Annotated in this window: 21 protein-coding genes; 13 read left to right on the plus strand and 8 right to left on the minus strand. The window is 56.4% G+C overall.

All coding sequences use genetic code 11. From position 1 onward, the window contains the following. Positions 1 to 225 precede the first annotated feature (225 nt). Both malP and malQ read left to right on the plus strand, forming a co-directional pair. On the plus strand, positions 226 to 2640 hold the full coding sequence (malP, locus tag J1779_RS01110; protein ID WP_217202637.1) for a maltodextrin phosphorylase: 2415 nt from the start codon (positions 226 to 228) through the stop codon (positions 2638 to 2640). A gap of 8 nt (positions 2641 to 2648) precedes the next feature. Further along, a complete protein-coding gene (gene malQ, locus J1779_RS01115; RefSeq protein ID WP_217202638.1) occupies positions 2649 to 4724 on the plus strand; it encodes a 4-alpha-glucanotransferase in 2076 nt (691 codons plus the stop codon). A 53-nt stretch (positions 4725 to 4777) separates the two neighbouring features. On the opposite strand, the gene nfuA is transcribed toward malQ, so the two are convergent. Both nfuA and gntX read right to left on the minus strand, forming a co-directional pair. Next, complete coding sequence (nfuA, locus tag J1779_RS01120; protein ID WP_217202639.1) at positions 4778 to 5353, minus strand: Fe-S biogenesis protein NfuA; 576 nt, start codon at positions 5351 to 5353, stop codon at positions 4778 to 4780. Positions 5354 to 5456: 103 nt separating this feature from the next. Beyond that, on the minus strand, positions 5457 to 6140 hold the full coding sequence (gene gntX / locus J1779_RS01125) for a DNA utilization protein GntX (RefSeq protein ID WP_217202640.1): 684 nt from the start codon (positions 6138 to 6140) through the stop codon (positions 5457 to 5459). A gap of 46 nt (positions 6141 to 6186) precedes the next feature. Between gntX and bioH the strand changes: the two genes are divergently transcribed. The 11 genes from bioH to J1779_RS01180 all read left to right on the plus strand — a co-directional run bounded on the left by bioH (position 6187) and on the right by J1779_RS01180 (position 15774). Then, positions 6187 to 6957 (plus strand): pimeloyl-ACP methyl ester esterase BioH, encoded by a 771-nt coding sequence (gene bioH, locus J1779_RS01130; RefSeq protein ID WP_217202641.1) that lies wholly within the window; start codon positions 6187 to 6189, stop codon positions 6955 to 6957. A gap of 232 nt (positions 6958 to 7189) precedes the next feature. Beyond that, positions 7190 to 7459 carry a YdgH/BhsA/McbA-like domain containing protein gene (locus J1779_RS01135; RefSeq protein WP_056775443.1) on the plus strand — a complete coding sequence of 90 codons (270 nt, stop codon included), beginning with the start codon at positions 7190 to 7192 and terminating at the stop codon, positions 7457 to 7459. Between the two features lie 308 nt (positions 7460 to 7767). Continuing rightward, a complete protein-coding gene (gene mdcA / locus J1779_RS01140) occupies positions 7768 to 9429 on the plus strand; it encodes a malonate decarboxylase subunit alpha (protein WP_136376620.1) in 1662 nt (553 codons plus the stop codon). A 5-nt stretch (positions 9430 to 9434) separates the two neighbouring features. After that, on the plus strand, positions 9435 to 10292 hold the full coding sequence (locus J1779_RS01145; protein ID WP_217202642.1) for a triphosphoribosyl-dephospho-CoA synthase: 858 nt from the start codon (positions 9435 to 9437) through the stop codon (positions 10290 to 10292). Between the two features lie 40 nt (positions 10293 to 10332). After that, complete coding sequence (locus J1779_RS01150) at positions 10333 to 10635, plus strand: malonate decarboxylase subunit delta (RefSeq protein ID WP_056775439.1); 303 nt, start codon at positions 10333 to 10335, stop codon at positions 10633 to 10635. Beyond that, a complete protein-coding gene (locus J1779_RS01155) occupies positions 10625 to 11467 on the plus strand; it encodes a biotin-independent malonate decarboxylase subunit beta (protein ID WP_217202643.1) in 843 nt (280 codons plus the stop codon). The genes J1779_RS01150 and J1779_RS01155 overlap by 11 nt, the downstream gene beginning before the upstream one ends. Then, the gene (gene mdcE, locus J1779_RS01160) at positions 11464 to 12279 is read left to right on the plus strand and encodes a biotin-independent malonate decarboxylase subunit gamma (RefSeq protein ID WP_122097283.1); all 816 of its coding nucleotides are present in this window, start codon (positions 11464 to 11466) and stop codon (positions 12277 to 12279) included. Before J1779_RS01155 ends, mdcE begins: the two co-directional genes overlap by 4 nt. A gap of 189 nt (positions 12280 to 12468) precedes the next feature. Further along, entirely contained in the window at positions 12469 to 13431 is a 963-nt protein-coding gene (locus J1779_RS01165; RefSeq protein ID WP_217202644.1) for an AEC family transporter, read from the plus strand. A gap of 15 nt (positions 13432 to 13446) precedes the next feature. Further along, positions 13447 to 14073, plus strand: a complete 627-nt coding sequence (locus tag J1779_RS01170; RefSeq protein WP_217202645.1) for a malonate decarboxylase holo-ACP synthase — start codon at positions 13447 to 13449, stop codon at positions 14071 to 14073. Between the two features lie 27 nt (positions 14074 to 14100). Beyond that, complete coding sequence (mdcH, locus tag J1779_RS01175; protein ID WP_217202646.1) at positions 14101 to 15036, plus strand: malonate decarboxylase subunit epsilon; 936 nt, start codon at positions 14101 to 14103, stop codon at positions 15034 to 15036. 93 nt (positions 15037 to 15129) lie between these two features. Continuing rightward, positions 15130 to 15774: a hypothetical protein gene (locus J1779_RS01180; protein ID WP_217202647.1), complete on the plus strand. Its 645-nt coding sequence runs from the start codon at positions 15130 to 15132 to the stop codon at positions 15772 to 15774. Here J1779_RS01180 and J1779_RS01185 read toward each other — a convergent pair. From J1779_RS01185 to greB, 6 genes are all read right to left on the minus strand, one after another. Continuing rightward, positions 15754 to 16674 (minus strand): LysR family transcriptional regulator, encoded by a 921-nt coding sequence (locus tag J1779_RS01185; protein WP_122097287.1) that lies wholly within the window; start codon positions 16672 to 16674, stop codon positions 15754 to 15756. The two genes, J1779_RS01180 and J1779_RS01185, sit on opposite strands and share 21 nt — an antisense overlap. A 78-nt stretch (positions 16675 to 16752) precedes the next feature. Further along, complete coding sequence (locus J1779_RS01190) at positions 16753 to 16992, minus strand: FeoC-like transcriptional regulator (RefSeq protein WP_217202648.1); 240 nt, start codon at positions 16990 to 16992, stop codon at positions 16753 to 16755. A gap of 8 nt (positions 16993 to 17000) precedes the next feature. Then, a complete protein-coding gene (gene feoB / locus J1779_RS01195) occupies positions 17001 to 19319 on the minus strand; it encodes a Fe(2+) transporter permease subunit FeoB (protein ID WP_217202649.1) in 2319 nt (772 codons plus the stop codon). Between the two features lie 65 nt (positions 19320 to 19384). Continuing rightward, positions 19385 to 19609 carry a ferrous iron transporter A gene (gene feoA, locus J1779_RS01200; protein WP_056775414.1) on the minus strand — a complete coding sequence of 75 codons (225 nt, stop codon included), beginning with the start codon at positions 19607 to 19609 and terminating at the stop codon, positions 19385 to 19387. 399 nt (positions 19610 to 20008) lie between these two features. After that, positions 20009 to 22342, minus strand: coding sequence for a Tex family protein (locus tag J1779_RS01205; RefSeq protein WP_217202650.1), 2334 nt, complete (start codon positions 22340 to 22342; stop codon positions 20009 to 20011). Positions 22343 to 22463: 121 nt separating this feature from the next. Then, positions 22464 to 22937 (minus strand): transcription elongation factor GreB, encoded by a 474-nt coding sequence (greB, locus tag J1779_RS01210; RefSeq protein WP_056775408.1) that lies wholly within the window; start codon positions 22935 to 22937, stop codon positions 22464 to 22466. Between the last annotated feature and the right edge of the window lie 256 nt (positions 22938 to 23193).

The following is a 23193-nucleotide window of genomic DNA, read 5'->3' on the forward strand; positions in this document are numbered from 1 at the left end:
CGGCCCCCCCTTCGAAGATGGGGGTTGGATGGGGCTTAAAGATATCTCCGGGTAACCCGACATTATCCCTTCGACATGATTTCATGCATTTTTCCTCATCCCCGCAGTGAGCTTTTTTCCAGCATAGGGTTTATACATAAAGATGCCCAGATCACATTTTTTAGCGCAACCAGGCTTTTTCTCACGGAAGTATTCCGTCCCTCAGACAGAAAAGAGACTGCCCTTATGTCGAAGATCACGTTCAAGCAGGATGTTTTTTTGGCGGCGCTCACCCGCCAGTGGCAAGCGTTCGGACTCACTTGTGCCACGGATATGACCCGCCATCAGTGGTGGCATGCGGTCAGTGCTGCCGTCGCCGAACAGTTACCGCCGCAAAGCGATACCGTCACTAGCAAAAGCAAAAAAATCACCCGCCACGTTAACTACATTTCGATGGAGTTTCTGGTCGGGCGGCTGACCGGCAACAATCTGATTAATCTCGGCTGGTACGAGAAAATTGCCGGGGCACTGGAATCTTTCGATATCAATCTGACCGACCTGCTGGAAGAAGAAATCGACCCGGCGCTCGGCAACGGCGGCCTCGGGCGTCTGGCAGCCTGTTATCTCGACGCGATGGCCTCGGTCGGGCAACCGGGGATCGGCTACGGCCTGAACTATCAGTACGGTTTGTTCCGCCAGCGCTTTGTGGATGGCAAACAGAAAGAGTCGCCGGATGACTGGCACCGCAGCGAATACCCGTGGTTCCGCCACAACAGTTCGCTGGCGGTCAGCGTCGGGATCGGCGGGAAAATCGTGAAAGATGAGCAGGGTGTTCCGCGCTGGGAGCCGGAGTTTACGCTGCGTGGCGAAGCCTGGGATCTGCCGGTGATGGGGTATCGCAACGGCATCACGCAGCCGCTGCGTTTATGGGAAGCCACGCATCCGCATCCGTTTGATCTCGAAAAATTTAATGACGGCGAGTTTCTGAAAGCGGAACAGCAGGGCGTGGATGCGGCGAAACTCACCAAAGTGCTCTATCCGAACGACAATCATCAGGCCGGTAAACGTCTGCGCCTGATGCAGCAGTATTTCCAGTGTGCCTGCTCGGTGGCCGATATCCTGCGGCGTCATCATTTCCTTGGCCGAAAAATCAGCGAGCTGCCGGATTATGAAGTTATCCAGCTCAACGATACGCACCCGACCATCGCCATTCCTGAAATGCTGCGCGTATTGCTCGACGAGCATCAGCTGAGCTGGAATGACGCGTGGCACATCACCAGCCGCACGTTTGCCTACACCAACCACACCCTGATGCCGGAAGCGCTGGAAACCTGGGATGAAAGTCTGGTGCGCAGCCTGTTGCCGCGCCATTTCCAGATCATTAAGCAAATTAACGCCAACTTTAAGAAACTGGTCAGCAAAGAGTGGCCGGGCGATGAGGCGGTGTGGGCGAAGCTGGCGGTGCATCACGATAAACAGGTGCGCATGGCGAACCTGTGCGTGGTTGCCGGTTTTGCGGTTAACGGTGTTGCGGCGCTGCACTCGGATCTGGTGGTGAAAGATTTGTTCCCGGAATATCACCAGCTTTGGCCGGAAAAATTCCACAACGTCACCAACGGCATCACGCCGCGTCGCTGGCTGAAACAATGTAATCCGGCGCTGTCTGCGCTGATTGATGACCGCCTGAAAACCGACAGCTGGGTGACGGATCTCGATGCGCTGAAAGGGCTGGAAGACGGCGTCAAAGACAAAAAATTCTGTAAGCAGTACCGCAAAATCAAGCATGACAACAAAGTGCGGCTGGCGGAATACGTCTGGCAGCGCATGGGCATCAGGCTCAACCCGGACGCGATTTTCGATGTGCAGATCAAACGCCTGCACGAGTACAAACGTCAGCACCTCAACCTGCTGCACATTCTTTCGCTGTACCGCCAGATCCGTGACAACCCGAAACTCGACATCGTGCCGCGCGTGTTCCTGTTCGGTGCCAAAGCCGCCCCCGGTTATTACCTCGCCAAAAACATTATCTATGCGATCAATCAGGTGGCGGAGAAGATCAACAACGATCCGATCGTCGCGGATCGTATCAAAGTGGTGTTCATTCCCGATTACTGCGTGTCGGTGGCGGAACTGATGATCCCGGCTGCGGACGTCTCCGAGCAGATTTCAACGGCGGGTAAGGAAGCTTCGGGCACCGGCAACATGAAACTGGCGCTGAATGGCGCGCTGACCGTCGGAACGCTCGACGGCGCAAACGTCGAAATTGCCGAACAGGTCGGCGAGGACAACATCTTTATTTTTGGCCTGACGGTCGACGAAGTGAAAGCGCAGCTGAAAAAAGGCTACAAGCCGAAAGCGCTGGTGAAAAAAGACAAACACCTCAAAGCCATTCTCGACGAACTGGCCAGCGGCTTTTATGCCAATGGCGATAAAAAAGCGTTCGATCTGATGCTGAACAGCCTGCTCGATGGCGGTGATCCGTATCTGGTGCTGGCGGATTTCGCCGAATACTGCGAGGCGCAAAAACAGGTGGATGCGCTTTACCGTAACGCCGACGAATGGACGCGCCGTGCGCTGCTCAATACGGCGCGCGTCGGGATGTTCAGCGCCGACCGTTCCATTCGCGATTACCAGCAGCGTATCTGGCAGGCCAAACGTTAGGAGCCGACATGGAGGATAAGCAACTCGTTGAGGCCGCGCGCCGGGCCGGGATTTTGGACAGTTTTATTAATATGGCGGATGACGTGGAAACGGTGTCCGATGATACCCGCGCCGCTTTGCTGGCGGCGATGGGACGGGATCCTGCGGATGAAGAGGACGTGACGCCGGTACCGCCGGTGAAAGTCTTTACCCAGGGCCAAAAAATACTGCTGACGCCGGAAGGCAGCGGCGCATTTCGCTGGCAGCTGACGCAGGAAAATGGTGCGCAGTCGCAGGGCGATCTTGCGGCGGGCAATGCGCTGAACTTAGGTGCGGCGCTGCCCGCCGGCTATCACCAGCTGACGTTATCGCAAAACGGCAACGTCTGGCACTGCCGGATCATCGTAGCCCCTTCTCGCTGTTATGAGCCTGAGGCCCTGCTGGCCGGGGAAAAACTGTGGGGCGCGACGGTTCAGCTTTATACGCTGCGCTCGGAAAATAACTGGGGCGTGGGCGATTTTGGCGATCTGAAAAAGATGGTCGAAGAAGTCGGAAAACGCGGTGGGGCATTTGTCGGGCTGAACCCGATCCATGCGCTGTACCCTGCCAATCCGCTGAGCGCCAGCCCGTACAGCCCGTCGTCCCGCCGCTGGCTGAACCTGACGTACATCGACGTCAATGCGGTGGAAGAATTCATCGCCAGCAGCGAGGCACAACGCTGGTGGCATGCCCTCGACACGCACGACGCGTTATTGCAGGCGCGCAGCACGGAGTTTGTCGATTATCCACGGGTGATGGCGCTGAAATCGGCGGCGCTGACACTGGCCTGGCCGCTGTTTTGCGCACTGCCGGAAAACAGCCCGCGTAAGCAGGATTTCCGCCGTTTCGTCGACGCCGGTGGTGACAGTTTGCGGCAACAGGCGCTGTTCGACGCGCTGCATGTGCATCTGCGCGATCTGGATTTAGGCCAGTGGGGCTGGCCGGTGTGGCCCGATGCCTATCGCGATGCCAGAGGCGCCGACGTGACCGAATTCAGCGAGCGTTACGCCAGCGAAATTGAATTTTATATGTGGCAGCAGTGGCTGGCGCATGCGCAGTTTTCAGATTGTTATCAGCGCAGCGTTGAGCTGAACATGCCCATCGGTTTGTACCGTGATTTAGCGGTCGGCGTGGCAGAAGGCGGGGCAGAAACCTGGTCGGATCCGGCGCTGTATTGCCTGAATGCCACCATCGGCGCGCCGCCGGACATTCTCGGGCCGCAGGGGCAGAACTGGGGCCTGCCGCCCATTGATCCGCATGAAATGAAAGCCCGCGCCTATCAGCCGTTTATTGATTTGCTGCGCGCGAATATGGCGGAATGCGGCGCACTGCGTATCGATCACGTCATGGGATTACTGCGTTTGTGGTGGATACCGGCAGATCAGGAGGCGGGAAATGGCGCGTATGTTCGTTATCCGCTGGAAGATTTGCTCGGCGTGCTGGCGCTGGAAAGCCAGCGGCATAAGTGCATGGTGATTGGTGAAGACCTCGGCACCGTGCCGAAAGAGATTGTCACCAGCCTGCGCGACAGCGGCGTCTATTCCTACAAAGTGCTGTATTTCGAGCACGATAAACACTTCGTCTACCGGCCACCGGAAGACTATGTTTCGCAGGCGATGGCAACGGTCACCACGCACGATTTACCGACGTTGCGTGGCTACTGGGAAGGCGGCGATTTAACGCTGGGGGCGTCTCTCGGGGTTTACCCGGATCCGCAGGTTTTGGAGAAGCTGCGCGGGGAGCGTGAACACAGTAAGCAGGGGTTGCTCAATGCGCTGCATCTTGAGCATTGCGTTCCGAAAACCACACCCCGCAAGGCTGAACATATGCCGATGAGCCCGGTGCTGAATCACGGGCTACAAGGGTATCTGGCAGGCAGCGCCAGCGCGTTACTCGGCCTGCAACCGGAGGACTGGCTGGATATGGCGACGCCGGTCAATGTGCCGGGTACGAACGCTGAATATCCCAACTGGCGCCGCAAACTGACGCGAACGCTGGAGGAGATGTTTGCCGATGAGGAAATTGATGCGCTGCTCCGTGATGTGAACCAGCGCAGGCAGGCATAAAAAAAGCACCCAACGGAAGGGTGCTTTTTGCATTCTGGCTGATCAACGGAGGATCAGTAGAACGAGTGCTCGCCGCGCTGGTGTTCGGTCAGATCGCGAACGCCTTTCAGCTCAGGGAAGTTTTGCAGCAGTTCTTTCTCGATGCCGTCTTTCAGGGTGACATCAATCATTGAACAGCCGTTACAGCCGCCGCCGAATTGCAGGATAGCGATGCCGTCGTCGGTGATTTCCATCAGGGAAACACGGCCGCCGTGGCTGGCTAACTGCGGGTTGATCTGTGACTGCAGCTGGTATTCAACACGTTCCATCAGCGGCGCATCCTCAGACACTTTACGCATTTTCGCGTTCGGCGCTTTCAGCGTCAGCTGGGAACCAAGCTGGTCGGTAACGAAGTCGATCACCGCGTCCTGCAGATAAGGCGCGCTTAATTCATCGATGAAAGCAGACAGCTTTTCGAACTTCAGTTCGGTATCCGTCGCTTCAACCGCGTCGGGTGGGCAATAGGAGACACCGCACTCTGCGGTTGGCGTACCCGGATTGATCACGAATACGCGGATTTGGGTGCCTTCTTCCTGGTTTGCCAGCAGTTTGGCAAAGTGCTCTTGGGCAGCATCGGTAACAAGGATCATAACATTAGCTCAATAGTTGACTATTCCAGTTGGTTATAATACGCCCTTTGCATTTACCCGTCATCCCTCGTGTGACCAGTGTGTTAGCAGCCTGTGCTTAAACTTACAGCGTGCGGCAAATACAGCCAATTTGCAGCGAGGCAATTCCCTGTTTTTGCAGGATTTTACCGATTTCTTTTACCGTGCTGCCGGTGGTGACCACGTCGTCGATCAGCATCACGTGCTTATTTTTCAGGTTTTCATGGCAGCTAAATGCCTTGCGCAGATTCCACTTCCTTTCCAGCTCAGTCAGCCTTTGCTGCGGGGGCGTTCGCCGGTCGCGGCTGAGTGCTGCGGGGTGATAATCGCAGTGCAGCCAGCGCGCCAGCGGGCGGGCGAGCAGTTCACTTTGATTATAACCGCGTGAGAAATAACGCTTCTGATGCAGCGGTACGCTGAGCATCACATCCGGTCGCGGCAGCCGGTTTTCACGCCAGCGCGCCTGCCAGCGCAATAAAAGCAGGCGTGCGAGGGCGGTATCCAGCTCAGGCTGTCTGGAGAATTTCAGCCGCAGCACCAGCCCGCTGACCGGCATCTCGTACGGACAGGCGAAGATCATCGCATCCCACGGCGGCGGTTTAAGCAGGCAGCGCCCGCAATCGATATGTCCGCCGGAGGAAGGCAATCCGCAGCGCGGGCAGCAGGGCGGGGCGGCAGGCAACGTTTTCAGACACAGGCTGCATATTCCCTGTACCGCCAGATGCAGCGGACACTGGCATAGCCAACAGCGGCTGGCAATTGTTAGCATAGTGGCGGGTTCCTTTTGCCAATCAGACAGACACGGACAATACGCTATGAACACGCTTTACCGGGAAACAATCGGCGAAGGAGATCGCCATCTTGTGCTGCTTCACGGATGGGGGCTGAACGCCGAAGTGTGGCGTTACACCGCAGAGCGACTTGCGCCGCATTTTTGTCTGCATCTGATCGACCTGCCGGGCTATGGCCGCAGTGAGGGTTTCGGTGCAATGACGCTGGAGGCGATGGCGGAAACGGTTCTTGAGGTCGCGCCGGAAAAAGCGTCTTGGCTCGGCTGGTCAATGGGCGGGCTGGTCGCCAGCCAGATTGCGCTGAGTGCGCCCGCGCGGGTGGAAAAATTGATCACCGTGGCGTCGTCACCGTGCTTTTCAGCGCATGAGGCGTGGCCGGGCATCCGCCCTGACGTATTACAGGGTTTTCAGCATCAGCTGAGTGAAGATTTTCAGCGCACGGTCGAGCGTTTTCTGGCGTTGCAAACCCTGGGCAGCGACAGCGCCCGGCAGGATGCGCGTCTGCTGAAATCCATTGTGCTGGGCCAGCCCATGCCTTCGGTCGACGTGCTGAACGGCGGGCTGGAGATCTTACGCAACGTCGATTTACGCCAGCCGATGGCCGCTCTGACCGCGCCTGTGCTGCGAATTTATGGCGCGCTGGACGGTCTGGTTCCGCGCAAAGTGGTGCCGCTGCTGGATGCGCTGTGGCCTGAGTCCCGCTCCGAAATCATTAATAAGGCAGCGCATGCCCCTTTTGTCTCTCACCCCGAGGTTTTTTGTTCACTCGTTGAAGACTTTCTGATGACAAAATGAAAGAGGATGTAAAAATATTTTTCAAATTTCTGGATAATTTCCAAAGGTGACCAATACTTAAGCCGATAATGACGGAGTGAGTGGCAAGCGTAAGTTGTTACGCCTGCCTGTTTGCGTCTCTGGGGAGTTTACTGGTGTTTAACCATGAAGGTCATGCCAGCGCATTCGCACCTGCCGTTTATATCCTGACTGCTTTCTTTGAAAACTATTCATCTAATTTAGAGGTAATGTCATGAAATCTAATAAAATTATCGTTGCGGCAATGTTGACCGGGTTATTCTCAATCAATGCAATGGCAGCTGAGATGATCAGCAAAGAAGACGCAAAGGATAAGGGTTACACCAGCCTGGGCGTGGTCACCACCAGCAACGAATACACCGCGCCAATGGATGCTAAAGAAGAGCTGTCCAAACTGGCTGATGAGAAAGGCGGCAAATATTATGTCGTGATCGCGGCACAAGAGAAAAAGAAAATCACCGCAACGGCTGAAGTCTTCAAATAATCCGTCCGTTCTGCACTACATTCCGGGGATGCCACTGTGCATCCCTTTTTATTTCCTGATATTTGTGCGCCATCCCCCTTTCTGAATTTCTCATTCCCCTGATTTATCGACGATATTTTTAATCATTACTCTGAGAGTAACGAAGTGTCAGAGCACTTTATTGATGGAAATGCCCCCGATTCCTACACTTAACCCGTTACCTAAACAGGTCAAATGTGATGCAACCGCCACTTGACTGAACTTCCCTCCGTTCTGCTCTTTCGTCACGCCGGGAAGGTTTCAGCAAGCGCAACCCAGGGAGGTTTGGCATGCCGCAACATCCGCAGACCACGAAAGCGTGGGACACCCGCCGCAATGAAAAACAACGGCGTCTCGACAGTGTCCGTGCCGTGGCAGAGGGTAAAGTGTTACCCACCGATAAAATTATTCCTATCCTCGAAGCGCTGATTGCCTCCGGCGACCGCGTAGTGATGGAAGGGAATAACCAGAAACAAGCTGATTTCCTTTCCCGCTCGCTGGCGAAGGTGAACCCTGAAAAACTGCATGATTTACATATGATCATGCCAAGCGTCAGCCGCGCCGAACATCTGGATCTCTTTGAACGCGGCATCGCCCGCAAACTCGATTTCGCTTTCTCCGGCCCGCAAAGCCTGCGCATCGCGCAACTGCTGGAAGACGGTCAGATGGAAATCGGGTCGATTCACACCTATATCGAGCTCTATTCCCGCCTGTATGTCGATCTGGTGCCGAACATCGCGCTTATCGCCGCCTTCAAGGCTGACCGTAAAGGGAATCTCTACACCGGCGCGAGTACGGAAGATACGCCAGCGCTGGTCGAAGCCGCCGCCTTTAAAAACGGTATCGTGATTGCCCAGGTGAACGAACTGGTTGAAGAGGATTGCGATCTGCCACGCGTGGATATTCCGGGCGACTGGATTGATTTCGTGGTTGTCGCTGACAAGCCGTTCTTCATCGAACCGCTGTTCACCCGCGATCCGCGCCTGATTAAACCGGTTCACGTGCTGATGGCGATGATGGCCATCAAAGGCATCTACGCCAAACACAATGTGCAGTCGCTGAACCACGGTATCGGTTTTAACACCGCCGCCATCGAATTGCTGCTGCCGACCTACGGCGAACAGCTCGGCCTGCGCGGCAAAATCTGCAAACACTGGACGCTGAACCCGCATCCGACGCTGATCCCTGCCATTGAAAGCGGCTGGGTGGATACCGTTCACTGTTTCGGTGGCGAGCTGGGGATGGAAGAGTATATCCGCGCCCGTCCGGACGTGTTCTTCACCGGTTCCGACGGCTCCATGCGTTCTAACCGCGCGTTTTGCCAGATGGCCGGTCAGTACGCGGTAGACATGTTCATTGGTTCCACCTTGCAGGTTGATGGCCTGGCTAACTCCTCAACCGTGACCCGTGGGCGTCTGGCCGGTTTCGGCGGCGCGCCAAACATGGGGCATGACCCGCATGGCCGTCGTCACGCCACGCCAGCCTGGCTGGATATGATCGAAGAGCCGGATCCCATGGCACGCGGTAAAAAACTGGTCGTACAGATGGTTGAAACCTTCCAGGCCGGTGGCAAACCGACGTTTGTTGAGAAACTCGAAGCGGTCGATGTGGGTAAAGAATCCGGTATGCCGCTGGCGCCGGTGATGATTTACGGCGACGACGTGACGCACGTGCTGACTGAAGAAGGCATCGCGTACCTCTATCGCGCCCGTTCTCTGGAAGAACGCCGTGCGATGGTCGCCGCCGTGGCCGGGATCACTGACATCGGTCTGGGCGTTGATGCTAAACGCGTCGCTGACCTGCGCCGTCAGGAACTGGTGGTCTTCCCGGAAGACATGGGCATCCGCCGCACCGACGCCACCCGTTCATTACTGGCGGCTGGCAGCGTGAGCGATCTGGTTGACTGGTCCGGCGGTTTGTACAACCCGCCCGCTAAATTCCGTAGCTGGTAATGACGATGCCGCAGACTTTAACGATTGGCGCTGTACTCACAGCACAAGAGCTGGCCGAAAGGCTGGCAGAAACGGCGACGCAGGCGCTGATCGACGAAGCGCGGCTTAGCCCGAAACCAGGGCTGGTAGACAGCCGGAGTTCCGGCGCACATCAGGATTTAACGCTTGATCTGATGGTGCGCTCGGCGCGCAGTCTGACGTCCACGTTCTATTTGCTGGCTTTACACAGCTGGCAGCGCCCGGCGGATATCGCCCTGCGTCAGGAAGTGGGCCGTCTGGGCCGTGCGGGAGAAGCGCTGATGATGGCGGAAACCGGCGGCGTGAACACGCACCGGGGCGCTATCTGGGCGATGGGGCTGCTGGTCAGCGCGATCGCCATGCAGCCGGAAGATCTCCAGCCGCTGCATATTGCGCAGCGCGCCGCGAAAATTGCGGCGTTGCCCGACGCATTCAGCCCGAAAAAATTCAGTAAAGGTGCGCACGCCGTGCAGCGTTATCAGGTGCCCGGTGCGCGTGAAGAGGCTCAGGGGGCATTCCCGCACATTCTCCATTGTGCGCTGCCGCAGCTCCATCACAGCCGGGCTCGCGGTGCCAGCGAAAGCGAAGCACAGGTCGATGCTTTACTGGCGGTCATGGCCCGGCTTTCCGATACCTGCGTGTTGTCACGCGGCGGATTACCGGCGCTGCACGCCATGCATCAGGGCGCGCAGGCCGTGCTCGATGCCGGCGGGATGAGAACGATGGCAGGCAAACAGTTATTACGCCATCTCGAGCACCGCATGCTGGCCGACAACACATCACCCGGTGGTGCCGCCGATTTACTGGCCGCGACGCTGTTTCTTGACCGCGTCAGCATGGTCTGAACCGGATACGCATTAACTAACATCAGTACAAAGAGGTGTTATGGAACGTTTTGAATTTAATTACCCGGCGGCAAAACCGCTGGCAGGCCGCGCCGAAGCAGGCGTGGTAGGTTCCGGCGATTTAGAAGCGCTGTATGAACCAAAAACAGTCAATGAGCTGAACATTATCGTCACCACCTCGGTCGACGGCAGCCATACCTTATGGCAGAACTTTTTTGACCGTCTGAGCTCCCTGCGTGAATTACCGGCCGGGCGTCTCGACATCAATGATTTTGGCGCCACACCAGGGGTTGCCCGTCTGCGTATCGAACAGGTCTTTGAGGAGGCTGAACATGCAAACTGATGCTGATCAGAGCTTTATCGAGCTGAGTGCCCGTCAGCGCGCCCGCAAACTGCTGGATGCCGGGACTTTCCGTGAACTGCTTGGCCCGTTTGAACGCATTATGTCTCCGTGGCTGGAACCGCAGGGCATCGTGCCGCAGGCCGACGACGGCATGGTGGTCGCCAAAGGCCAGATTAACGGCCAGCCCGCCGTGATTGTGGCGATTGAAGGCAGCTTCCAGGGCGGCAGCATGGGCGAAGTGTCCGGGGCCAAAATGGCCGCTGCGCTGGAAATGGCCGCAGAAGATAACCGCAACGGCATCCCGACGCAGGCGGTTCTGCTGCTCGAAACCGGCGGTGTGCGTTTGCAGGAAGCCAATCTGGGGCTGGCGGCGATCGCGGATATTCATGCCGCTATCGTTGATTTACGCCGCTACACGCCGGTGATTGGCGTGGTAGCCGGTACCGTCGGTTGCTTTGGCGGGATGTCGATTGCCGCTGCGCTGTGCAGTTATCTGATTGTCACCCGTGAAGCCCGTCTGGGTCTGAACGGCCCGCAGGTTATCGAACAGGAAGCCGGTATCGATGAATACGATTCCCGCGACCGTCCGTTTATCTGGAGCATGACCGGTGGCGAAGTGCGTTATCACAGCGGCTTTGTGGATGCACTGGTGAAAGATTCCCTCGCACAGGTGAAATCAAGCGTGCTGGACTTCATTAAAAAAGGCGTTCCGGCCACACACCGTTCTGATAATTATGATTATTACCTGCCAAAACTGACCGGTTTTGACACCGCGCAGCAGGCCAGCCGTGATGTGACGGAAGCCCTGTTTAACCGGGAGGATCGCGCATGAGCACTATCAACAGCAACGCAGCCAGCCGGGGTGATTACTGGTTCGCACAACTGACCAAAGACGCCACACCGGTCAGCGGTCTTTGCCCTTCGGTGAAAGCGGCCGACGGCAAAATGAATGACCAGACCGTGCGTTTCATCGCCGTGGTGCCGGACAAAAATAACCAGTATCCGCGTGCGGCGGGCGGCGAAGTCGGCCTGCTCGAAGGCTGGAATCTGGCAAAAGTGGTCAACGACGTAATTGACGCTGACGCTAACGCCAGCACCAAACGCGCCATCGTGGCGGTGATCGATGTGCCAAGTCAGGCGTATGGCCGCCGCGAAGAGGCGTTCGGCATTCATCAGGCGCTGGCCGGTGCCGCGGGCGCTTACGCCAAAGCACGACTGGCCGGGCATCCTGTCATCGGGCTGATTGTCGGCAAAGCGATGTCCGGTGCGTTTCTGGCGCACGGTTATCAGGCCAACAAACTGATCGCCTTTAAAAACAACGGCGTGATGATCCATGCGATGGGGAAAGAATCCGCCGCACGTATCACCTTACGCTCCGTGGAGGCGCTGGAAAAACTGGCCGCCACCATTCCACCGATGGCTTACGACATCGAAAACTACGCCACGCTGGGCCTGCTGTCGCAATTACTCGACATCGCAGACCCGGACAACGCCACGCCTGACGATATCGCCCGTGTCGAAAACACGGTCTGGCAAAACATCCAGGACGCACGCAAAGAAGGCGTTAGCCTCAGCAACCGTCTGGGTGCAGAAAATCGCGCAAGTTCGCAGCGCGTTCGCCAGCAGATGCGCCAGGAATGGTAATTCATTCATAACTTTCAGTCTCAACCGGTAACGCACCTGCAAACAGCGTGACGCAGCCGCATTGCGGGTTCCCGCCCTGACATACCGTCCGGGCTGGGACCTGCTGTTGTCTGCAACTGGACTGTCATACTAAAAAAACCATCGCACCGGCGCTGACTGAGCATTCATTTTTGTCTCAGGAATATCGCTATGACTTACGTAATATTGCACGCGCTTGCCCCTATTTTCGTCATCATGATCCTCGGTTTTTACGCCGGGAAAGCGAAAATGGTGGATAACCAGAATGTCTCTTTACTGAATATTTTCGTGATGGATTTTGCTTTACCCGCTGCGCTGTTTACAGCGACCGTACAAACGCCGTGGTCAGGCATTGTTGAACAGTCACCGCTGATTCTGGTGCTGGTTCTGGCGATGTGGATCACCTACGCGGCGATTTATTTTATTTGCACCAAAGTCTTCAACAAGTCTCCGCAGGACGCTGCCGTGTTGACGCTGACCGTCGCACTGCCTAACTATGCGGCGCTCGGTTTGCCTATTCTGAGCAGCGTGATGGGCGATGCGCCGTCGACTTCACTGTCCGTTGCGGTATCTATCGCCTGCGGTTCGGTGCTGATGACACCGTTCTGTCTGCTGATTCTCGAACGTGAAAAAGCCCGTCTGAGTGGCGAAAATCAGGGGTCTTCTCTGGCACTGCTGCCGGTGCTGATGTGGCGTTCAGTGAAAAAACCGATCGTCTGGGCACCGCTTCTGGGCGTGATCCTGTCAGCGATTGGCATTAAAATGCCGGAAATTTTCCTGGCATCGATTAAGCCGCTGGGTCTGTCAGCCACCGCCTCTGCGCTGTTCCTGACCGGTGTGATCCTGTCAGCCCGTAAACTGAAAATTAACGCGCCGGTGCTGTTGTCTTGTGTCGCCAAAAACCTGATCCAGCCGTTCATCGCCTGGGGTCTGGTACTGGCATTCGGCCTGAGCGGTCAGGTGGCGGTCACCGCTATTTTGATGATTGCACTGTCTGCCGGTTTCTTCGGTATCGTGTTCGGTAACCGTTTCGGGGTGCAGTCTCCGGATGCCGAAGCGTCACTGCTGATCAGTTCCGTATTATGTATCGTGACCTTGCCGCTGTTTATCTCACTGACAGCCGCACTTCACTAACAGAAAGGGGGAAATATGTGTGACCCGCGAGCCCATGATTTTGTCTGGATCAGCGACCGCTCTGCGCTGCAAAGCGATGACGTTTTACCCGCGTGGGTAAACACCGGCTGGCGCACTGCGCTGCCGCTGGTGGTGCGTCGCGATAAACGTGCTGACGGCGCAATCCCGGTGGGTATTCGCGGGCTGACCCGCATTCAGCGTGCCGCCGCCTGGATTGACCCGGCGGCGGTGGTGCGGGCCGTCACACCGGAATCACTGGTCAGCGACATCAACGTGTTACTGCATTCGCCGTTTGTGTCACAACAACCGGTGCAGGCGCTGATTACGTTGTGCAATCTGCCACTGCCTTTCCGGTGGGGGGTGACCGGCAGTTGTGCTTACGCGCTGGCCAGTGACCTCCCGGTCATGCATGCCGGCAGCGATCTCGATTTACTGGTGCGCTGCGACGCGCCGGTGGACTCTTCTCAGTTTTCCGATTTTTACGACCAGCTTCAGCGGCTTCCCTGCCGCGCCGATGTTCAGATCACTACGCCGCAAGGGGGATTTGCCCTCAGCGAATGGCTGCGTGGCGGAGACATCATGCTGAAAACGGCGTCCGGCCCGTTGCTGGTGCGTGACCCGTGGCAACCGCCGGCAGAGTGATACCGGTCAAAAGAAGCAAGGAGCACGATGAAAATCTTATTTACCTTCCCCGGACAAGGGCCGCAGGTGCCGCACATGCTGCATCGTCTGCCGGATAATCCGCTTACCCATTCCCTGATCGCACAAGCCAGTCTCGCGCTGGGCGAAGATGTTCTGCTGCTCGATACCGCCGATGCGTTGCGTTCTACCCGCGCGGTACAACTGTGTTTACTGATTGCCGGTGTGGTGTGGGCGAAGCAATGTCAGGCCGAAGGCATTGAGGCAGATTTTTGCAGCGGGCTGTCGATTGGTGCATTTCCCGCTGCCGTGGTGGCAGGTGCACTCGATTTCTCCGAAGCCGTCCGGCTGGTTGCGCTGCGCGGTGAGCTGATGCAGCAGGCTTATCCGCAGGGCTTTGGGCTTTCGGCCATCACCGGTCTGCGTCAGATGCAGGTTGAGGGGCTGGTGGCGCAGGTGAACAGCGCCACGTCGCCGGTATTTCTTGCCAATATCAACGCGGAAGACCAGCTGGTGATTGCGGGCAGTGACGCCGCCATGGCGCAGGTGATGCAGCTTGCCAAAGGGCTGGGCGCGCAGAAAACGCATCAGCTCGCGGTCAGCGTGCCGTCGCATTGTGCGTTGCTGGATGAGCCAGCGGCGAAGCTGGTGGAAGCGTTTAAAGAAATTTCGATTTCCCGCCCGACCTGCGGTTATCTCAGCGGCACCACTGGCCGCGTTTACTGGCAGCCGGAGAAAATCGCCGACGATCTGGCGATGAACATGGCGCGCACTGTGAACTGGCGTGACGCCATGGTGGCGGCGTATCAGCGCGATGTGCGGCTGGCAATTGAAATGCCACCGGGCGCGGTGCTGACCGGCCTGACCCGCCGCGCAATGGAGCAGGGCGAAGCGCTCTCTTTATGCCAGTCCGGCCTGCAGGTTGCGGGACGTCTCGCAACGCGGTTACGGGAAAACGAACGCTGATTAAAGGCATGGTAGTTTGGTGATGAAAGGCGTTGGGCTGTTTGATTATTGCGCAGCGTGCTATTGTCCAACCACTCTGATTGAAGGGATATCATGCCAGTTTTAATTCGCGGGGATTCGCAAATGATCGTGCTCGAAAGATCGTACAGTCCGGCCACTCTGGCCAGAAGATTTGAAATCATTGATGAAATACGCTTCAACAATCTCGATATGTTGGTCATCTATGACGAGAAAATTCCGTTCATTGCCATTGCTGAAGCACAAACCCGAACCGATAACCGGGGTGAAAACCGACACCACGTAGTAGCAACGCTGGAACTTGCCCGCAGGGATAATAGCGATGAACTGCTCGAAGTCCGTCAGTTCTGGGAAGACGATCAGGCGTTTCAGGTAGAAGGCGTGGTGGTGAATGCCGGCATGCGCGATTACCGTTTAGCGACATTGTTGTATGAAACGCTGGTGGTCAAAAAACATCTCACCCTGATGAGTGATAACGATCATTACACCGGCGGTCGGGCGCTCTGGAAACGTCTTGCCCAAAATGCAGCGGGATTATTGGTTTTCATACTCGATACAGAAAAAGGGCAATTTTACCCTTATGACGGCTCGAAAATGCGTTATGACGGCGTGAGTATTCCTGAATCTGCCATCTGGAGTGAGCATCCGGATAAAACACACTGGCCGGTCGTTTTGATTGCACAAAACAGCGAGCGTCTGTCAGCGCTTTCTGCTCGCTAACGCATACATCCGGCTTTCGGCTGCGAGGGCGAGCAGGTTCGGATCGTGCTCGCGGCTGTGCGGGAAGACCAGCGAGATGGTCTGACGCATCTGGTAGGCTTCGGCCAGCGGCAGGAGTTTCACCGTATTCTCATACACACCTTTCATTCTGCCAGGAATGAGCGTGTACCCGACGCCTGCCTGCACCAGACTCAGCATCGAAAAAATATCATTCACTCGTGTGACGATGTCCGGCTCGAATCCGGCAACCTGAAACGCTTCCTGAAAGCCGTGATAAGTGGCGAACCCTTCTGCCAGTGAGACGAATTTTTCCTGCTTATAATCGCGTAAATCGGCTGTGCCTTCGCTTGCCAGTTCTGCACTGGCCGGGGCGGCGAGAAAAATATCATCCTGGAACAACGGCAGCTGATCGTAGCGCTGGGCATCAACGTTGGAATCGCTGGTCGAAATCAGGATGGCATCCAGCTGACCGTCTTCCAGTTTGTGCAGTAAATCATTGTTCGAACCCATCACCAGTTCCAGCTCAAGCTCCGGACGGCGCAGCTTCAGCCCCATGATCAGGCGGGGGATCGTTTCCAGTGTCAGGGAATACAGCGTGCCCAGTTTGAGACGTTTATCCCCAAATCCGGCGGCGCGTTGCGTGGCCTGAATGCCGTGTTCCATCTGTTCGATGACCTGCGTGGCGTGTTCCAGCAATGCTTCAGCGGCGGGCAGCGGCAGCAGGTTACGGCCTTTATGGATAAACAGCGGGCAGCGTAACCCTTCTTCGAGCGAATGCAGGGCGCGATGCACGCTGACGCTGCTCAGCCCGAGTTGTTCGGCGGCGCGGCTGATGTTTTGTTTTTCCATATAGGCGAGGAAAATTTCGAGTTTGCGAAAAGTGATTTCACTGTCGATCATGCAGGCTCCTGCGGCACGTTGGCGGCCGTTGCGACCTGTGATGATAGCCGCAACGCGGCTATTTAGGAAAAAATCGAATTACTGCGGGATTAACCGGTAGCTGACCGTCAGGCACTTTTTGCCTTCGGTACAACTTTTACAGCCGCCGGAAAGGCAGCTGTCGTCGGCGTCTATCGCCTCGGCTTTTTGCATGGCGACCAGCTTTTCGAGCATCGCCTGCACCAGCGGTTGCGGTGTGTTGAGTTGCCGGCTGAGCTGGCGGGCATCTGCCCGGCCAGCCAGTGCGAGGCTGTCACGTACCTGAATCAGACTGGCCATCACGCCTCCTAATGGCAATCACTGCCGGTCGCCGGTGCACAGCAGGCCGCAGCTTGACGCGGTTGCAGATGAACGCTGACGCGGCTGCGGGCTTTGCGCAGGGCGGTGAGCACCAGCGCGTTGAAGACGAGTACGATGAGGATGATGGTCGCACTGTGCGTCGGATGGCTGCTGAACGTGGCCGCCTGATAGAACAATGTCGCCAGAGAATACGCCACGTTCAGCCCCCAGAAGATGGAGAACGTCATCCAGCTGCGGCTGGTTTCACGGGCGATAGCGCCCATCACCGATACGCAAGGCACGTACAGCAGCACGAAGATCAGATAGCTGTAGGCCGAAATCGCTGAGCCAAATTTGCTGCTCATCACGCCCATTGAGCTGACGCCCATCTCGCCGTCGCCTTTACTGGCTTCGATCGGGTTGGAGAGCACGCTGATGCTGAAGGTGTCTTTCAGGCCCTGCCAGGTTTCGTTTACGGCCCCGCGCAGTTCGTCGGGCAGGTTGAAACTGGCGGCGTCGAATTCTTCATTGGTGATGTGTTCGGCGGTGTAGAGCGTGTTCAGCGTACCGACCACCACTTCTTTCGCCATCGCACCGGTCACCAGGCCGACGGTTGCCTGCCAGTTGTCAGGGTGCACGCCCATCGGTGAGAGCACGGGCGTCAGCACTTTACTGACCGATGCCAGCGCGGAGTCATTGATGTTATTCACCGCCTTACCGCTGAAAGAGAAGCTGTTCAGCGCGCCGATGAAAATACTCGCAATCACAATCACTTTACCCGCACGCAGCACGAAACCTTTCAGACGCTGCCAGGTTTGCAGCAGCAGACTTTTCAGATGCGGAACGTGATACACCGGCAGCTCCATCACAAACGGCGAGGCTTCACCGCGCATGATGGTGTATTTCAGCAGCAGACCGGTCAGGATGGCGACCACAATTCCCAGCAGATACAGCGAGAAGACAATCGACGCGCCGTCCTGGCCGAAGAACGCGGCGGAAAACACGGCGAAAATCGCCAGACGCGCGCCGCAGGACATAAACGGCGCCATCATGACGGTGATAAGGCGTTCACGCGGTGCATCCAGCGTACGGGCACCCATAATCGACGGCACGTTACAGCCGAAACCGACAATCAGCGGCACGAAAGATTTGCCAGGAAGACCGAGCGCCTGCATCAGTCTGTCCATTACGAAGGCCGCGCGGGCCATGTAACCGGAGTCTTCAAGGAAGGAAAGGAACAGATACATCATGCCGATTTGCGGCACCAGCGGCAGCACGGTGTTGATACCGCCACCAATCCCCTGTGCCAGGAAAATGGTCAGCCACTGCGGGAAGTGCAGGGTAAATCCGATCCACTGCATGCCCTGAATGAAAATCGCCGCTGAGCCGATATCGAAAATCGGTTGCAGCGCGCCGCCAATGTTGATTGCCAGAACGAACATCAGGTACATCACCAGCAGGAAAATCGGCACGCCGAGGAAACGGTTGAGGATCACGCGATCCAGCACCTGCGTCAGTTTATTCGGCGCGGTGAGATGCGAGTTACTGATGTCGGCACTCAGGGCGGCAATGCACTGGTAGCGCGCATCGGCGATCAGCAGCGCGGGATCATCCAGTTGCTGCGCGGCGAGCCGGGCTTTCACTTCTGGCAGCCGCTGTTGCGCGTTACCCGCGTGGCTCTGGCTGTAAATATCGCCTTCGAGAATTTGCAGCGCCAGCCAGCGACGCTGTTGCAGCGCCATTTCTGCCGGCATATCGCTGGCGAGCGCGTCCACTTCCTGTTGCAGAATGGGATGGTAAACCACGCGCTCCATAGCGGTGGCGGGCGGCAGCTGGTCGATAGCCGCTTTCAGCTCTTTGATGCCTGACGCGCGTGTCGATACCAGCGCGATCACCGGGCAACCCAGACGCGCGGAGAGCGCCGGGATATCAATATGGATGTTCTGAATGTTGGCGATGTCGAGCATGTTCAGTGCGACGATGCAGGGAATGCCGAGTTCGAGCAGTTGCAGCGTCAGGTAGAGATTGCGCTCAAGGTTCGAGGCATCCACCACGTTGATCATCAGATCGGCGTCGCCGCTAAGAATGTAGTGGCAGGCAATTTGTTCGTCGAGCGAGGTTTGCTCGGAAATGGTAGTCAGGGAGTAGGTGCCCGGTAAATCCACCAGCGTGACTTTGTGTTCTCCGGTGGCGAACTGGCCTTCTTTGCGCTCGACGGTCACGCCAGCCCAGTTGCCCACGCGTTGGCGTGAACCGGTCAGCTGATTGAAAAGGGTCGTTTTACCTGAATTGGGATTACCAATCAGGCCAATGGTCAGTGCTTTCATACGTTCAGATCTACGTGTGAGAAAGGAGAAACGCGCAGGGGATCAGAGCGACCTGCGCAAAAAGGTCAGGCCAGCATTTCGAGTTTGAGCAGATCGAGATCTTTTCTGCGAACCACCAGGCTGGTGCGGCGGGTTTCGATTTGTACCGGGTCGCCCATCGGTGCCACGCGGATGATGTTGAAGAATGACCCTGGCAGCATGCCGAGCGACAGCAGTTTCTGGCGGTAGGCCGGGCTGATCTCATGAGAAAAGCCGGTGATTTTGTAAGCACGTTTTGATTGAAGTTGCATAGTTCCTCGCGAAGCGTTCAGGCATGTTGGGGGCAGCGTGACAAATGCTACGCCGCGCTTCCGTGCCCGGTGATCCCACTTAGTTGCGAAATACTGCTCAGAAATTGTCCCTGGTGCAAAATGTCAGTCTGAAACCGACGGCGTACTGAATACGCAAAGTAGTACAAACGAAAATAGTTATCATAATTAGTACGCATGAAGAGACAAAAAGAAAAGAGGCGTGCCTCTTCGCGGTTGTCCCTACCGCGTCGCTATCCTATGCCTGTACAAAGGCCGATTTATTGATTTACCGCAGTGATTGATTCAATAGGAGAGACTTTAAAAAGTGTCGAAATAAAGTACATAAAAAAAAGCCGCTAAAATTCAGCGGCTTTCGGTTGGCAGGAGAAAACGAAAAAATTAGCGTTTTTTGCCCAGTGCGGCGGCCAGCGCATCGGCCATCGCGTTATTGCCTGCCGGTGCCGCATTGCGGCCTGCCGGTTTGTTTTGTGCGGGACGTTTCTGCCCATCGCGCGGGGTGGCCGCAGCCGGTGCCGATGAACGGCGCGCCGGTGCTTCGCCCGGTTGCTCGTCCAGACGCATGGTCAGCGCAATACGCTTACGTTGCAGATCGACTTCCATCACTTTGACTTTCACGATATCGCCGGCTTTCACCACGGTGTGCGGATCTTCGACGAATTTGTTTGCCAGAGATGAAATGTGCACCAGACCGTCCTGATGAACGCCGATGTCCACGAATGCGCCGAAGTTGGTGACGTTGGTGACGGAGCCTTCGAGGATCATGCCCGGCATCAGGTCATTCATGGTTTCCACGCCATCGGCAAAGGTCGCTGTCTTGAACTCAGGACGCGGATCGTGCCCCGGTTTTTCCAGCTCTTTGATGATGTCGGTGACGGTTGGCACACCAAATTGTTCATCGGTGAATTCGCTGGCTTTCAGACCGCGCAGCGCATTGGAATCGCCCATCAGATCTTTCAGTGCCAGCTGCGTCGCGGCCAGAATACGCTCGACCACCGGATAGGTTTCCGGGTGAACCGTTGAGGCATCAAGCGGGTTGTCGCCGTGATTGATACGCAGGAAGCCCGCGCACTGTTCGAAGGCTTTCGGCCCCAGACGGCTGACTTTCAGCAGTTGTTCACGGTTACGGAACTGACCATTTTCATCGCGCCAGTTAACAATATTCTGCGCCATCATACGGGTCAGGCCAGCCACGCGGGTCAGCAGCGGCACGGACGCGGTGTTGAGATCCACACCCACGGCGTTTACGCAGTCTTCGACCACGGTATCGAGTTTTTTCGCCAGCTGTGACTGGCTGACATCGTGCTGATACTGGCCGACACCGATAGATTTCGGGTCGATTTTCACAAGCTCTGCCAGCGGATCCTGTAAGCGCCGGGCGATAGACACCGCGCCGCGAATAGAAACGTCCAGATCCGGGAATTCCAGCGCGGCCAGTTCGGAGGCGGAATACACCGACGCACCGGCTTCACTGACAATCACTTTCTGCGCTTTTACTGCCGGGAACTGTTTTTGCAGCTCGAGGAAGAAACGTTCTGTTTCGCGGGACGCGGTACCGTTACCGATCGCCACCAGCTCAACATTATGTTTGATGCACAGCGCGGCAACCTGCTGCGCGGCTTTGGCCGCCTGTCCGGTATGGGGATAAACCGTGTCGATATCCACCAGTTTGCCGGTGTTATCCACAACGGCCACTTTGACACCGGTACGCAAGCCCGGATCGAGGCCCATGGTGGCGCGCATCCCGGCGGGGGCTGCCATCAGCAAATCGTGCATGTTGCGGGCAAAGACGTTAATGGCTTCATCTTCGGCGCGTTCGCGCACGGTGCCCATCAGTTCAGTTTCAAGGTGCAGCAGCACTTTGATGCGCCAGGTCCAGTTGACCACCGCACGGCGCCAGACATCGGCAGGCGCGTTGTTCAGGCGCAGACCGAGATGATCGATGATCAGCTGTTCCGCGTAGCTCTCTTTCGGCGGCTCGTCGTGCTGCGGATCGGCATTCAGCGCCAGTTGCAGGATACCTTCGTTACGGCCACGGAACATCGCCAGCGCGCGGTGCGAAGGCACCTGAGAAATAGGTTCGTGGTGATCAAAATAGTCGCGGAATTTCGCGCCTTCCTGCTCTTTGCCTTCGACCATGCGGGAGGTCAGGTGAGCGTTTTTCCACAAATAATCGCGGACTTTCGCCAGCAGCCCTGCATCTTCGGCGAAGCGCTCCATCAGAATGTAACGCGCGCCATCGAGCGCCGCTTTGGTGTCGGCCACGCCTTTATCGGCATCGATAAATTTCGCGGCGGCGGCATCCGGCTCGTTTTGCGGTTCGTTCCACAATAATTCTGCCAGCGGTTCCAGACCGGCTTCGATCGCGATTTGCCCGCGCGTGCGGCGCTTGGGTTTGAACGGCAGGTAGAGATCTTCCAGCTCGGTTTTGCTCAGCGTGGTACGGATGGCTTTCGCCAAATCGTCGCTCAGCTTGCCCTGTTCTTCGATGGATTTGAGGATGGTCTGACGACGGTCTTCCAGCTCACGCAGATAGCCCAGACGGGAGTCCAACTGACGCAGTTGGGTATCATCCAACCCACCGGTGACTTCCTTACGATACCGCGCAATAAACGGCACGGTATTACCTTCATCCAGCAGACGCACCACGGAAGCAACCTGCTCCGGGCGAACCTGCAATTCACTTGCGATAATGCGGCTCAGTTGATCATTCATAGGTCTGGTATCAGTTTTTTCGTTAGTGAGTGACGTAAAAGCAGGGGCACAGTTATACGGTTTGAAGGCTGAAAATGCCAGCCATCAGGCCATTGCGCTGCGCGTTTTGAGAGTTAGCTGATCATTTCACGTAGTCAATGTCATTGACGTACCAGGTCGCATCGCCAACCGGTGTGGTGACCACCAGGCTGTCTCCGACTTCCTTTTTCAGCAGAGCACGCGCCATCGGGGAGTCGATAGAAATATAGTCTTTGCGGCCAAAGATTTCGTCATAGCCAACGATGCGAAAACGCTTGATGTCGCCGTCGTCGTTTTCCACTTCTACCCATGCGCCAAAGAACACTTTACCGTCCTGCTGCGGCGAGTAATCGACAATGCGCAGCTGTTCCATGCATTTGGTCAGATAGCGGATGCGGCGGTCGATCTCACGCAGGCGCTTTTTGTTGTACTGGTAATCAGCATTTTCGCTGCGATCGCCGAGGCTTGCGGCCCAGGTGACTTTTTTAGTCACCTCAGGACGCTCTTCCCGCCACAGGAAATCCAGCTCGGTTTTGAGCTTGTCGTAGCCTTCGCGGGTAATCAGTTTGGTCTTCATGCTGGCTGTTGCCTTCCACGCGGTTAATTTTTTCAAAAATTTCTGCGACCATTGTTTCACACATTTGCATCGCTGACAGTGCAGAAATTGGCCGAAAAATCTGCCGGACTGCTACGCTTTATGTGATGGCTTTTTAGTCGAATAATTATTATCCTTCGCCGCGATAGCGTGGGTTTATATTCTGTTCACCGTTTACGCAATATTCTGAATTTTATAATAGTTTCATAAAAAATAACTTCTGGTTATGGGTCACAGG

It is taken from the genome of Rahnella rivi, from assembly GCF_019049655.1.
Lineage (GTDB): Bacteria > Pseudomonadota > Gammaproteobacteria > Enterobacterales > Enterobacteriaceae > Rahnella > Rahnella rivi.